13 protein-coding genes are annotated in these 13,462 nt (G+C 73.3%); 5 read left to right on the top strand and 8 right to left on the bottom strand.

Going from position 1 to position 13,462, the window contains the following annotated elements:
* Positions 1 to 73: 73 nt before the first annotated feature.
* Positions 74 to 874, bottom strand: a complete 801-nt coding sequence (locus LNK82_RS11535; RefSeq protein WP_230566938.1) for an alpha/beta fold hydrolase — start codon at positions 872 to 874, stop codon at positions 74 to 76.
* A gap of 90 nt (positions 875 to 964) precedes the next feature.
* Here LNK82_RS11535 and LNK82_RS11530 point away from each other — a divergent pair, with 90 nt between their 5' ends.
* Together LNK82_RS11530 and LNK82_RS11525 are read left to right on the top strand one after the other, a co-directional pair.
* Entirely contained in the window at positions 965 to 1,348 is a 384-nt protein-coding gene (locus LNK82_RS11530) for a RidA family protein (RefSeq protein WP_230566937.1), read from the top strand.
* A gap of 70 nt (positions 1,349 to 1,418) precedes the next feature.
* A complete protein-coding gene (locus LNK82_RS11525) occupies positions 1,419 to 2,657 on the top strand; it encodes an MFS transporter (protein WP_230566936.1) in 1,239 nt (412 codons plus the stop codon).
* On the opposite strand, the gene LNK82_RS11520 is transcribed toward LNK82_RS11525, so the two are convergent.
* Complete coding sequence (locus LNK82_RS11520; RefSeq protein WP_230566935.1) at positions 2,658 to 3,077, bottom strand: CoA-binding protein; 420 nt, start codon at positions 3,075 to 3,077, stop codon at positions 2,658 to 2,660.
* Positions 3,078 to 3,167: 90 nt separating this feature from the next.
* Here LNK82_RS11520 and LNK82_RS11515 point away from each other — a divergent pair, with 90 nt between their 5' ends.
* Positions 3,168 to 4,448, top strand: coding sequence for a PI-PLC domain-containing protein (locus LNK82_RS11515; protein WP_230566934.1), 1,281 nt, complete (start codon positions 3,168 to 3,170; stop codon positions 4,446 to 4,448).
* Here LNK82_RS11515 and LNK82_RS11510 read toward each other — a convergent pair.
* From LNK82_RS11510 to LNK82_RS11485, 6 genes are all read right to left on the bottom strand, one after another.
* A complete protein-coding gene (locus LNK82_RS11510; protein WP_230566933.1) occupies positions 4,445 to 5,284 on the bottom strand; it encodes a S1 family peptidase in 840 nt (279 codons plus the stop codon). The two genes, LNK82_RS11515 and LNK82_RS11510, sit on opposite strands and share 4 nt — an antisense overlap.
* A gap of 43 nt (positions 5,285 to 5,327) precedes the next feature.
* A complete protein-coding gene (locus tag LNK82_RS11505; RefSeq protein WP_230566932.1) occupies positions 5,328 to 6,413 on the bottom strand; it encodes a CaiB/BaiF CoA transferase family protein in 1,086 nt (361 codons plus the stop codon).
* Between the two features lie 7 nt (positions 6,414 to 6,420).
* Entirely contained in the window at positions 6,421 to 7,521 is a 1,101-nt protein-coding gene (locus tag LNK82_RS11500; protein WP_230567168.1) for an NAD(P)/FAD-dependent oxidoreductase, read from the bottom strand.
* Positions 7,522 to 7,555: 34 nt separating this feature from the next.
* Positions 7,556 to 9,058 carry an aldehyde dehydrogenase family protein gene (locus LNK82_RS11495; protein WP_230566931.1) on the bottom strand — a complete coding sequence of 501 codons (1,503 nt, stop codon included), beginning with the start codon at positions 9,056 to 9,058 and terminating at the stop codon, positions 7,556 to 7,558.
* A gap of 64 nt (positions 9,059 to 9,122) precedes the next feature.
* On the bottom strand, positions 9,123 to 9,632 hold the full coding sequence (locus tag LNK82_RS11490) for a DinB family protein (RefSeq protein WP_230566930.1): 510 nt from the start codon (positions 9,630 to 9,632) through the stop codon (positions 9,123 to 9,125).
* A 10-nt stretch (positions 9,633 to 9,642) separates the two neighbouring features.
* The gene (locus tag LNK82_RS11485; RefSeq protein WP_230566929.1) at positions 9,643 to 11,226 is read right to left on the bottom strand and encodes a thiamine pyrophosphate-binding protein; all 1,584 of its coding nucleotides are present in this window, start codon (positions 11,224 to 11,226) and stop codon (positions 9,643 to 9,645) included.
* 221 nt (positions 11,227 to 11,447) lie between these two features.
* Here LNK82_RS11485 and LNK82_RS11480 point away from each other — a divergent pair, with 221 nt between their 5' ends.
* Positions 11,448 to 12,410: a hypothetical protein gene (locus LNK82_RS11480; RefSeq protein WP_230566928.1), complete on the top strand. Its 963-nt coding sequence runs from the start codon at positions 11,448 to 11,450 to the stop codon at positions 12,408 to 12,410.
* Between the two features lie 206 nt (positions 12,411 to 12,616).
* Positions 12,617 to 13,222 carry an ANTAR domain-containing response regulator gene (locus tag LNK82_RS11475; protein ID WP_073888656.1) on the top strand — a complete coding sequence of 202 codons (606 nt, stop codon included), beginning with the start codon at positions 12,617 to 12,619 and terminating at the stop codon, positions 13,220 to 13,222.
* The last annotated feature ends 240 nt before the right edge of the window (positions 13,223 to 13,462 follow it).

Raw genomic sequence — 13,462 nt, 5'->3', positions numbered from 1 at the left:
GGCGAGTTCCCGTGGTCGACCGGTCACCATCCGTGGTCACGTACTCCACAAACGGACGCCGGACGACGGCGGTTCAGCCCTTGAGGAAGTCCACCAGGAGCCGGTTGACCGCGGCGGGCTGTTCGAGGAACCCGTAGTGGCCCGCGTCGGCCACCTCCTCGTACCGCGCGCCCGGGATGGCCCCGGCCACCTCGCGGGCCAGGTGGGCGGGCAGGACCCGGTCGTCGGCGAAGCCCACCACCAGGCACGGCACGGTGATGGCGCGGTAGGCGTCGAGCCGGTCGTCGAAGTCGTTCATCTCCATCTGCGCCCGCACGCCCTTGCTCACCGACGACCCGGTGAACTCGAACACGTCCAACCAGTCGCGCGCGCCGACCGGGTCGCGCAGGGTCGCGGGCGAGAGGTTCAGCAGCGCGTTCACCGCCGCGTAGTACCGCGAGGGCAGCGTGATCCCCTGGTCGTGCAGCGCGCGTTCGCCGTGCGACAACGCCGACTGCACGGGGTCGTTGCGGCCGGCGGTCGCCAGCATCACGGCCTTGCCCACCAGGTCCGGCCGGGCCAGCGCGAGTTCCTGCGTCACCCGCGCGCCCATGGACGTGCCGACCACGTGCGCCCGACCCCCGAGCGACTCGATCAACGCCGCCACGTCGCCGACCAGGTCCTCGATCACCATCCCGGACGCGCACTCGTCCGTCGGCGGGATGCCCCGGTTGTCGAGGGTCGCCACCCGGAACCCGGCCTCCCGCAGCGCGGGCGCCTGGTGCGCGTGCCACACCCGACCCGGGCTGCCGGTGCCCATCACCATCACGACGAGGTCGCCCTCGCCCTCCACGTGGTAGCTGAGGTTGATCCCGTTGAGCGCGACGACCGGCATGGCCCGCAGGTTACTGACCGGCCCTGCACGGCGGCTATCGCCGGGCGGAAACCGCTTCGAGGTCGGCCGGGCGCGACATAGGTTGATCCCATGAGGCGAGCGATCCTGTCCGGTTCCACGTTCGAAGAGCAGATCGGCTACGCACGAGCGGTGGTCGACGGCGACTGGGTGCACGTCTCCGGCACCACCGGCTTCGACTACACCACCATGACCATCTCCGACGACGTGGTGGCGCAGGCGGAGCAGTGCCTGGCCAACATCGGCGCGGCGCTGGCCGAGGCGGGGAGCGGTTTCGCCGACGTGGTGCGGGTGACGTACTACCTGCCCGACGCCGAGGACTTCGAGCCGTGCTGGCCGGTGCTGCGCGCGGCGTTCGGCGAGGTGCGCCCGGCCGCGACGATGCTGGAGTGCGGCCTGTCCGACCCGAGGATGCGCATCGAGATCGAGGTCACCGCGCACCGGCAGGCCCGCTGACGGCGGGTGTGCGCCGGCTCACGCCGCTGCGGATTGAAAGTGACACCGGTGTCAGGTCCGACCATGCGGTATGCGATTCACCGCGACCCGACCCGACACCGCTACTCGACCCGACACCGCAGCTCGTGACGACGCCGCGCCACCGACCGGGGTCGGGAAGCTGCCGCTGCGGCCCCTGCTCGCGCTGGCCACGGCCGCGTTCATCACCGTCCTGACCGAGGCCCTGCCCGCCGGCGTGCTGCGCGGCATGAGCGCCGGCCTCGGCGTGAGCGAGTCCGCGACCGGCCAGCTGGTCACCGTCTACGCGATCGGCACGGTGGCGGCGGCGATCCCGCTGTCGGCCGCCACCTCGACCTGGCCGCGCAAGCGCTTGCTGCTGGCCGGGGTGGCGGGGTTCGCGGTCGGCAACACCGTCACCGCCGTGTCCTCGGCCTTCCCGGTCACCCTGGCCGCCCGGTTCGTCGCCGGCGTGGCCGCGGGCGTGGTGTGGGCGCTGCTGGCCGGGTACGCCCGCCGCGTCGCGCCCGACCACCTGCGCGGCAAGGCCACCGCGCTGGTCATGGCCGGCATCCCGGTCGCGCTGTCGCTCGGCGTGCCCGCGGGCACGTTCCTCGGCGGCGCGCTCGGCTGGCGCGCCGCGTTCTGGGCGATGACGGCGCTGGCCGTGGCGCTGATCGCCTGGGTGGCGGCGGTGGTGCCGGACCGGCCCGGTCAGCCGCGCGGCGGCCGGATCCCGGTCGCGCGGACGCTCGCCCTGCCCGGTGTGGCGCCGGTCCTGGCCGTGACGCTGGTGTTCGTGCTCGCGCACACGATCCTCTACACCTACATCGCCGCGTACCTGGCGCGGCTCGGCCTGGCCGACCGGGTCGACGCGGTGCTGCTGGTGTTCGGCGTGGCGTCGGTGGCGGGCATCTGGGTCGTCGGCGCGCACATCGACCGCCGGCTGCGCGCCCTGATGATCGCCGCCGCCGTGCTGTTCGCCGTCGCGGTCACCGCGTTGGCCGCCGACCTGGCCGTCGCGCCCCTGGTCTACGTCGCGGTGGCGTTGTGGGGCCTGGGGTTCGGCGGTGTGCCGACGCTGCTCACGACGGCGGCCGGCGACGCGGGCGGCGAGGCCGCGGACTCCGCCCAGGCCCTGCTGGTCACGTTGTGGAACGCGGCCATGGCGGGCGGCGGCGTCGCGGGCGGCCTGCTGCTCGACCGGCTCGGCGCGGGCTCGTTGCCGTGGAGCGCGCTGGTGCTCCTCGTGCCCGCCCTGACGGTGATCGTCGCCGCCCGCGCGCACGGGTTCCCCGCGGTCCGGCGGTGATCAGCGCGGCCCGTGCTGGGACCACTCGATGGCGGGGCAGCGGTCCATGACCACGTCCAGCCCCGCCGCCGTGGCCCGCTCGTACGCCGCCTCGTCCACCACGTCGAGCTGGAACCACACCGCCTTCGCGCCGATCGCCACCGCCTCGTCGGCGAACGCGCCCGCCGCCTCGGACCGGCGGAACACGTCGACCACGTCGACCGGGAACGGGATGTCGGCCAGCGTCGCGTAGCCCCGCTCGCCGTGCACGGTCGGCGCGTCCGGGTGCACGGGCACGATTCTCTTGCCGCGCTGCTGGAGGAACTTCGCCACGCCGTGCGCGGCGCGGTGCGGGTGGTCGGCCAGCCCCACCACGGCCCAGGTCCCGCCGGTGGCGAGGACGCGGCGGATCTTCTCGGGGTCGCCCCAGGGTTCGGTCATGGCACCAGCGTAGGACGGGCTGACGTGAAGAGGTTTCGCGTTTACCCTGTGGAACGTCCGCCGCCGCGGAGCCTTCGAGAGGACTTCTTGATGCGCGCCACCCGATCAGTCGTGATCGCCACGCTCGTCGCCTCCCTGATGACACCGCTCACCGCTCACGCCGCACCCGCCGACGGCGTCTACTACCTGCAAAGCGTCACCACCGGTCTGAACGCCGGCGTCTCCGGCACGTCCGTGCTCCAACGGCGGCCGAAGGGCGACGAGGACCGCCAGCAGTGGACCCTCGCCGGCCGCACGTTGCGCGAGGGCGCGCAGTGCCTGGGCCGTCAGGGCGACCAGGCCGTGATGTCGTCCTGCGACAGCGCCGACGCGCAGTGGGACGTGCTGCCCGACGGTGATCGCCACCGGCTCAAGGTGCCCGGCGCCGACCGCTACCTGATCGCCGCCGGCACGGACCAGGTGCGGATCGGCACGGGTGCCGACCTCTGGTACCTCACCCCGGTGTCACCCCGACGGGTGCCCGTCCCGCCGGAGGGCGAGCGGCGGTTGGACCAGGTCACCTTCCTCACCGCGCACAACGCCTACGCCAACGGCGTGGACGGCGGTTTCGCCCCGCCGTTCGTCAACCTCGCGCCCAACCAGGCCCGCGGCATCGAGCAGCAGCTCGGGGACGGTGTGCGCGGGTTCCAGCTCGACGTGCACCAGACGCCGGACGGCGCGATCCTGTGCCACAACAGCTGCACGTTCGTCAGCCGCCCGGTGGCGCTGTGGGTGGACGTGCGGCGGATCGTGGACTTCCTCGAGCGCAACCCGACCGAGTTCGTCACGATCTTCCTGGAGGACTACGTCCCCGCGGCGGTGCTGCGCGCCGAGCTCGCCCGCGTCGACGGCCTGGCGGCCCTGCTGTTCCGCCCGGACCAGGCGGGCGTGCGGACGAACGGCTGGCCGACCCTCGACGCGCTGCGCGCCACGAACAAGCGGTTGATGATCTTCACCGACCACGGCCGCTCGGGCGACTCGCCGCAGCGCGACACGTTCGGCGTGATGTACCAGTCGGAGTGGACGGTGGAGAATTACTGGTCCATGGGCTCGGGCCTGGGCACGTCCGACTGGTCCTGCGCCAGCCGCTGGAGCACGCCGCTCACCCGCACCGAGCCCGGCTTCCGGCCGCTGTTCGTGATGAACCACTTCCGGGACGTCCCGATCACCGCCACCGCGACCACCGACAACGGCAAGCTCGCCGACCGGGCCCGCCGGTTCTGCGAGCCCGCCGCCCGCAAGACCCCGACCTACCTGGCCGTGGACCACTACCACCTGGGCAACCCGATGGCCGCGGTCGCGGCCCTGTCCGGCGAGCGGTTCGAGCCCTAGTGCGGTGACCGGCGCCAGGCAGCCGGACGCGGCAGCCCGCACCCGGGGGCGGTCAGGTCCACCCGGCCGTCCCCGGTCAGGCACGGCACGATCTGGTGGGTCTGCTGCGCGTACCCGATGCCCTGGCGCACGGTCACCTCACCGTTCTCGTCGACCTCGCACGGGTTGTTGTCCGTGCACCGCTCGCCGTCCTCGTTGCCGGTGTTGTTGACCGCCACCACCTTGCCGGTGGCCACGTCCACCACGGGCGAGCCGGACGTGCCGCCCCTCGTGCGGCAGTCGGCGGTGTAGCGCATCGAGCCCAGCCAGGTCCAGCGACCTTCGCGCAGCTGGTGCACGTAGCCGTCCGACCGGCACGAGTAGACCTGCCGCCAGTAACCGGACACGACGCCGATGTCGATGCCCTCGGCGGGGTGCTCCGCCGACAGCTCCATCGCCCGGCCGCCCAACGCCTCGAGCTCGCCGTAGGTGGACGTGAGCTTGTACAGCGCGACGTCGGTGCGGTGCATCGTGGCGTAGACCAGCGTGGACGCGCGCAGCGTGGCGAGCGAGCTCTCGCCGGAGCGGTCGAGCAGCGTGAACTTCCGGTCCGCGGGCACGTCGACCATGACCTCTTCGGGCTCCATGAACTTCACGCAGTGCCCGTTCGTCATCACCAGCGCCGGGTCCGACGGCCGGTGCTCGGGCGGCCGGACCACCGCGCCCGAGCACCCCTGCAACGACACGGCGCCGGTGAAGTCGAGCTCGGCGCGCACCGGGGCGGCGGGCGCGGCGAAGGCGGGCGCGGCGGACACGGACAGCACGAGCGCGGCGAGCACCGCTACCAGGTGGCGCATGGGCGTTGATCCAATCAGCCGCCGCCGAACGGCGCACGCCCGTTCACCCGCTCGCGTCATCACCGAGCCCCGGCGGCGGCAGCCGGTAGGTCGGCGGCGTGGCGGACATCCGGATCGGGTTCGACACCAGCTCCAGCCCGTCGACGGTCGCGGTGGGCCGGAGGCCGAGCGACTCGGCCAGCGCGAACGCGCCGGCCAGGTCGTTCACCGGCCCGCACGGCACGCCGAGCGGCGTCAGCACCGCGAACCAGTGCGCCGCCGGCCGCGTCCGCAACCGCCCGGCCAGCAGCTCGGCCAACGCGTCCACGTGCGCGACCCGCAGCTCGTTCGTGGCGAACCGCGGGTCGGCCGGCAACCCCAGCGCGTCGCACAGCCGGGTGAACTGCCGGTCGTTGCCCACGGCCAGCGCCACCGGCCGGTCGGCCGTCGGGAACACCTCGTAGGGCGCGATCGACGGGTGCCGGTTGCCCAGCAGACCGGGCACGACGCCCGCCAGCGCGTACCCCGCGCTCTGGTTGACCATGCTCGACAGGAGCACGGACAACAGGTCGACCTCCACCAGCTGGCCCTCGCCGGTCGCGTCGCGGTGCCGCAGCGCGGCGAGGATCCCCACCGCCGCGTGCACCCCGGTCAGCACGTCCACCAACGCGACACCGACCTTGGTCGGCTCGTCCGCGCCGGTCACGCTCATCAGCCCGCCGACCGCCTGCACCAGCAGGTCGTACCCCGGCAGGTCCGCGCCGCGGCCCGCGCCGAACCCCGTCACCGAGCAGTAGACGAGGCGGGGGTGCGCCCGCGACAGCGTCTCGTGGTCGAGGCCGAACTTCCGCATCGTGCCCGGCCGGAAGTTCTCCACCAGCACGTCCGCGCCCAGCGCCAGCTCCCGTGCCGCCGCCCGGCCCTCCGCCGTGGCCAGGTCGAGCACCCGTGACCGCTTGTTCCGGTTCACCGAGAGGAAGTACGTGGCCTCGCCGCGGGCGTGCGGCGGGCCCCACGCCCGCGTCTCGTCGCCACGCGGGTGCTCCACCTTGACCACCTCGGCGCCCAGGTCGCCCAGCACCATCGTGGCGTACGGCGCGGCCAGCACCCGCCCGAAGTCCGCGATGACCACTCCGTCCAACGCGCCCACGTCACCCTCACACGATGTTCAGCTCGGGCCGGAGCCCCGCGGCGAACCGCGAGACGTCCAGCGCGGACACGTCCACCACCGGCGTGCGACCCAGCACCAGGTCGCGCAGCACCTCGCCGACCGCGGGCCCCTGGAGGAACCCGTGCCCGGAGAACCCCGTGGCGTAGAGGAAACGGCTCACCTCGCGCGACTCGCCGATCAGCGCGTTGTGGTCCGGCGTCACCTCGTACAGCCCGGCCCACCCGCCGGTCACGCCGACGTCCAGCAACGAGGGCGCGCGCCTGCCGATCGCCTCGGCGAGCCGGGGCAGCCACTCGTCGGACCGGTCGAGGTGGAAACCGGGCTCCTGCGCGGGATCCGACAGGCCCATCAGCAGCCCGGGGCCCTCGCGGTGGAAGTAGAACGTGCTGGCGAAGTCGATCGTGAACGGCACCACGGGCGGCAACCCCGGCACCGGCCCGGTGATCACGAGCTGCCGGCGCAGCGGCGTCACCGGCAGGTCGACCCCCGCGAGAGCGCCGACCCCGGCCGACCACGCGCCCGCCGCGCAGATCACCGCGCCGGTCGCGATCACGCCCCGATCGGTCGACACGGCGCGGATCTCGCCGCCGGACGTCGCGATCCCCGTCACGGTCGTGCCGGTCAGCAGCCGCGCGCCCAGCCGCCGGGCGGCCGTCGCGTAACCCAGGACCACCGACTCGGGCGTGCAGTGGCCGTCGTCGGGGGAGTAGGCGGCGGCGAGCAGCCCGTCGGTCGAGATCAACGGCGACAGCCTGCGCGCCTGCGCGACGTCCAGCATCCGGCTCGGCACGCCCAACGCGTTCTGCGCCACCACGTTCCGCTCGAAGGCCGCGACGTGCTCCGGCTCGGACAGCAGGAACAGGTAGCCGACGCGGCGCAGGTCGATCTCCTGGCCCGGCCTGGTCCGGAACCGCGCGAACGCCTCCAGGCTCCGCGCGCCCAGCCGGATGTTCACCTCGTCGGAGAACTGGGCCCGCACCCCGCCCGCCGCCTTGGCCGTCGACCCGGAGCCGAGCGCTTCCCGCTCCACCAGCACCACGTCCCGCACACCGGCTTCGGCCAGGTGGAACGCCGCGCTCACGCCCATCACCCCGCCGCCGACGATGACGACGGACGCCCGGTCAGGCCAGCCGGAAGTCAAGGTCCGCCTCGACCGCGAGCGTGTCCATCTGGGCCTTCTGCAACGACCCGGAGCGGTCCCAGTTCATCGACTGCCACCGGGTGAACTGGTCGAGCACCCACGTGCCGGACTGCCGGGAACCGTTGCCGGACTTGCCGTTCCCGCCGAACGGCAGGTGCGCCTCCGCCCCGGAGGTCGAGTTGTTCACGCTCACCATGCCCGCGCCGATGCCCTCGCGGAACGCGAACGCCTTCGCCGGGTCCGTGGTGTAGATCGCGGACGACAGGCCGTAGCCGGGCAGGTTGCCGAGCTCGATCGCCTCGTCCAGCGCGCGGTAGGCGGTGACGCCGACGACCGGCCCGAACGTCTCGTGGCGGAACAGGTCGTCGTCCGGCCGGACACCGTCGACGACGACCGGGTGGTAGAACAGGCCGCGCTCCGGGTCGCCGCGGAAACCGTTGCGGGGGTTGGTGCTCGTGATCCGGCCCAACGCCGTCGAGCCGTGCGTGACGTGGTGGTCGCCGATCCAGCCGAGGTACTCCTCGAACCGCGCCGCGAACTTCGCGTCCAGCATCGGCCCGTACAGCACGTCCTCGTCGAACGGGTCGCCGACCACCGCCGTCCCGGTCGCCTCCGCGAACCGCCGCACGAACTCGCCGTGCACGTCCTCGTGCACGATCACCGTGCCCAACGACGTGCACCGCTGCCCGCCGGTGCCGAAGCCGGAGAACAACGCGCCCCGCACCGCCAGGTCCAGGTCGGCGTCCTCGGTGACCACCATCGGGTTCTTGCCGCCCAGCTCCAGGCACGGCGACTGGAGGTGCCGCCCGCACAGCTCGCCGAGCCGCGACCCCACCGCCGACGACCCGGTGAACGCGACCTTGTCCACCAGCCCCTGCCCGAGACCGGACTCGAGGCCGCGGAAGGTCTCCTCGCCGTCCGCGAAGACGATCTCGAACACGCCCTCCGGCACGCCCGCGCGCATGACGAGGTCGTAGAACGCCCGGGCGGACGCGGCCGAGTACTCGGCGGGCTTCCACACCACGGAGTTGCCGCACAGCAGCGACGGCACGATGCTCCACGACGGCACGGCCACCGGGAAGTTGCCCGCCGTGACGACCACCGTGCCGCCGACCGGCTCGCGGAACGTGAACAGCTGCTTGTCCGGCATCTCCGAGGGCACGGTGTGCCCGTACAGCCGGCGTCCCTCACCCGAGAAGAACGTGCACGTGTCCACGACCTCCCGCACCTCGCCGCGGGCTTCGGGCAGGGGCTTGCCGATCTCCCGGGTGACGATCCGCGCGAGCGCCTCGGCGTTGGCCTCGACCAACCGCCCGATGTTCGCCACCACCTGCCCCCGCACCGGCGCGGGCACCCGGGCCCACTCCCGCTGCGCCGACCGGGCCCGGCGGGCGGCGGCCGCGAACTCCTCCGCCCCGACCAGCTCGACGCGCGTGACGACGTCGGACAGGTCGGCGGGATTGGTGGACGCGTAGGTCGTCATGCGCCCAGCGTCGTCCGGACCGCGCCACGTGCCAAGGGTCGATCGGCCGGAACACCCCGGAGGGCTACTCGCCCTTCTGCCCGTCCGCCAGCTCGCGGAGGAAGTCGAGGTGGCCGACGTGCCTGCCGGTCTCCTGCACCAGGTGGGCGAGGACCCAGCGCACGGTGCGGCCGATGCCGTCGTGATCGCCCCTGGTGCGGTCGTCCGGGCCGAGGCCCTTGAGCGCGAGGGCCGACCGCTCCCACTCGGCGCGGTACTCGGCGATCACCGACTCGACCGTGTCGCCGTCGTGCAGGAGCCACGACGCGTCCGCGTCCTCGCCCCACAACGACGGCAGCTCGACGCCGCCCGCCTCGATCGACAGCCACCACCGCTCGACCGCGGTCAGGTGCCGCAGCACGCCGAGCGCGCTCACCACCGGTGACGTCGGGATCGGCGTCGCCGAGGCGTCCTCCCAGCTCAGGCCCTCCACCTTCGACACCGCGGTCAGCCGCAAAAAGGTCAGGAACTCGGTCAGCAGCCGCAGCTCGTCGTGGGCGTCCGCCGCGGGCCACACGCGTTCGTTCGAACTCATGTTCGACACCTTAGTCCCTGCGGTACCACCGCGGCGACGTGGTGACCGGTGGCTTCAACGCCGCCGCGCGCACCACCAGCACGTTCGGCCCCGACCGCGCCGCGTAGTCGTCCAGGCGCGACCGGAACTCGTCGCCGAAACCGTCCACAGCGGACGCCTCCACGCCGAAGCTGCGCGCCAGCGCCACGAAGTCCGGCGACCGCAGGTCGACCCCGAACGGCTCGTGCCCGGCCCGCGCCTGGTCGTGCCGCAGCATCCCGTACCCGCCGTCGTCCACCAGCACCACGGTCACCGGCAGCTGCTCCTGCGCGGCCGTGGCCAGGTCGCCCACCGCGAACAGGAACCCGCCGTCGCCGCACACCGCCACCACCCGCCCGGTCACCGCGGCGCCCAGCGCGGCGGGGAAGCCGAAGCCGAGCGTGCCCCACCCCACCGGGTACGCCAGCCCGCGGGGCCGGGTGAACCGGCCGAACCCACCGACCCAGTACCCGGCCACGCACATGTCGGCCACCACCCGTCGCCCCTCCACCGCCTCCAGCAGCGGCACCGCGCGCGGCTCGTCCGCCTCGACCGCCTTGCGCACCAGGTCGTTCAGCTCGGCCACCCGGGAGGCGACGCCGGTGTCCGGGCGCGCGGGCACGGCGGCGGTCAGCGCCGAGACCACCATCCGCGCGTCGCCGCGCAACGTCACGTCGGGCCGGTAGTTGCGGATCGCCTCCACGTTCACGTTCAGCAGCCGTGGCGGCGCGGGCTGCAGCCAGTTCTGCGTCATCATCCCGTCGAAGTCGCTGCCCACCCCGATGACCAGGTCGGCCTCGTCCCACAGCGCGCCGACCTCCGGCAGGTGCGCCGGCCCCTGCACCACGTGCGGGTGGTCGACCAGCCCGCGCGCGCCGTACGTGGTGAGGACCGGCGCGCCGATGCGCGAGGCCAGCGCGCCCACCGCCGCACCCGCGCCCGACCGGGCGGCGCCGCCACCGGCCCAGATCAGCGGACGTTCGGCGGCGGCGATCAGCTCCACGCCCGGCGCGAGGTCCGGCAGCGACGGCGCGCGGGTCGGGATGCGGTTCCACACGCCCGCGTCCGCGGTGAGGAAGTCGGTCGGCACGCCCAGGTACACCGGGCCCTGCGGCGCGGTGGTGGCCAGCAGCGCCGCGCTGTCGGCGTAGACGCCGATCGATTCGGCGGCCCGCAGCGTCCACCCGCCCTTGACCACCGGCAGGAACATCGCCCGCTGGTCGCGCGTCTCGTGCAGGGTGCCCCGGTACTCGCCGGGACGGCGCAGCGTCGACGGGATGTCGGTGGCGATCACCAGCACCGGCGACCCGGACGCGTACGCCTCGCCGGTCGCGCCGAGGCAGTTCGCCGCGCCCGGACCGGTGGTCACCAGCGCGACGCCGAGCCGGCCGGTGGCGCGGGCGTAGCCGTCGGCCGCGTACACCGCCGTCTGCTCGTGCCGGACGCCGACCAGTCGGATGCCGGAGGTCCGCAGCGCCTCCCACACGGGCAGGTTGTGCGCGCCCGGCAACCCGAACACGACCTCGACGCCGTGCGCGGCCAGCACGCCCAGCAACCGCTCCGCCCCGCTCACCATGCGCCAGACGCTAGGGACGCGACGCCTCGCGGGCAACGTTGCGCTATCGTCGGAGGCGGCGTGCGTGAGCAGACGTGAGGCTGGAGCCACTCCCCGGCAACGGGTGGCAGATCCGCCGCGGGGTGAGGGCACCCCTGCTCATGGAGTACCACCGAAGACCGTTGACCGACGCTTGACGCGTCCTTGTCACGCCGGGCCGGGCGGCGGGAGCGAGGACTGCCATGGCGCGATCGTCGTTGACCGAACAGCTGGTCGACCTCCGCCGGAGCTACACCGGCGAGAACCTCACCCAGGCCGTGCCCGCGGTGAAAGCGGTGCTGCACGACCTGCCCGACGACCGCCGCGAACGCGTGGTGGACGCGTTGCGCGGCCAGGCCGACGTGCGCGGCCTGTTCCTGCCCGACGCCGAAGAGGACGACCAGCGCGCGCTGGAGTGCGTGCTGCTGAAGGCGGGTCTGGACGCGGGCGGCCACCTGCAACTGCGCCCGCCGGCGAGCATGCTGCGCCCGGCGCACGCGTTCCGCACCGTCGAGCCGGACCGTCGCCCGCGCGTGCACCTCACCGAGCACGCCCTCGGGCCGCTGCTGTACGAGCTGCTGCCGCGCCACGACGAGTCGTGGGTGGCGGGCGTGCCGGGGCTGCGCGTCGTCCACCACCCGCGGTCGGTGGAGCTGCGGCTGGTCGGGCTCGACGCGGCGGTGCACCTCGCGGGCGTGGACGAGCGGGCCTGGGCGGACGGCCTCAAGTACGTGCGCACCCTGCTCAAGGGCCGCGGCATGGGCGGCACGTTCATCGACGGCCCGCTCACCGCGGTCGAGCGCGACCACCTGGCCGAGACGCCGTACCCGACGGGCGTCGGCAGCGCCGTGCTGCGCCGGTACCACCTGTTCAGCGCGGCGCCGTGGGTGCGCGCGCTGGCGCAGGGCGACCGGTGGTGGGTCGAGTGGCCCGCGAGCCTGGGCGTGCCGAAGGTCGCCGACCGACTGCTGCACCCGGTGTTCGGGCTGCCCGGCGCCGTGGAAGTTCCCAGTGCCGGCGGCGGGCTCGGGGTGTCCACCGGCTGGTACGACCTGTTCCTGCGCGAGGTCGACGGCCCGGACCCCGACCACGAGGAAGCGCTGGCCGCGATGGAGTGGCCGGAGGGCGTGACGGGCTGGTGGGAGCCGCCGCAGGCCGTCAAGTGAGCGGACCTCCCCGGGCGGGTGACACCTGCCCGGGGAGGCGTTCACCCCCGGCGTTCGGTCGAGCGGAGGCGTCCGAACCGACGAAGTCGTCACCGGTGGCCGTGATCACGGCCCAACCGCGCGGACCGGGCGGTGCACGCCGGTAGACTGCGGTTTCGTCCGACGCGACCGCGTCGAGCCGCCGCCAGAGTGTCAGGAGGACCCCGGTGACCCAACAGGCTGCCGAGGCCCAGCCCGAGGTCGCGCCCCGGCGCGTGCTCGTGGCCGAGGACGAGGCCCTCATCCGCCTCGACCTGGTCGAGATGTTGCGCGAAGAGGGGTACGAGGTGGCCGGGCAGGCCGCCGACGGCGACGAGGCGGTCACGCTGGCCACCGAGCTGCGGCCCGACCTGGTGATCATGGACGTGAAGATGCCCAAGGTCGACGGCATCGAGGCCGCGTCGGTGATCGCGGGCAAGCGCATCGCGCCGGTCGTGATCCTCACCGCGTTCAGCCAGCGGGACCTGGTGGAGCGGGCGCGGGACGCGGGCGCGATGGCCTACCTGGTCAAGCCGTTCGCCAAGCGCGACCTGGTGCCCGCGATCGAGTTGGCGATGAGCCGCTTCGCGGAGCTGCAGGCGCTGGAGAACGAGGTCGCGGGCCTCACCGAGCGCCTGGAGACGCGCAAGGTCGTCGAACGCGCCAAGGGATTGCTGATGACCAAGCAGGGTCTGTCGGAGCCCGAGGCATTCCGCTGGGTGCAGCGCACCGCGATGGATCGGCGTACCACGATGAAGGCCGTGGCCGAAGCCGTCATCGAAAACTTCGGGTGACTATCCCCGCGAGTGATACACGTTCGAGTATCGGACAGCCCGTGGGGTCATTCTTGGTTACTGCGCGCATTGACCTTGTGACCTGCGGCGATTTGAGCTGGATTTAAGGTGGTTAACGCCGGGGCATTTTCCGGTGACTACCGTCACGATGTGGACACAGAGCAGTAAGACCACCTGTTCAGCGAACTCAACTGAAGCTACGTTCCCTCCCTAACCCAAGCCCTCGTGTGAGGGCTCCGC

Source organism: Saccharothrix luteola (assembly GCF_020859565.1).
GTDB classification, from domain to species: Bacteria; Actinomycetota; Actinomycetes; order Mycobacteriales; family Pseudonocardiaceae; genus Actinosynnema; species Actinosynnema luteola.
This window is presented reverse-complemented; position numbering and strand designations above follow the sequence as displayed.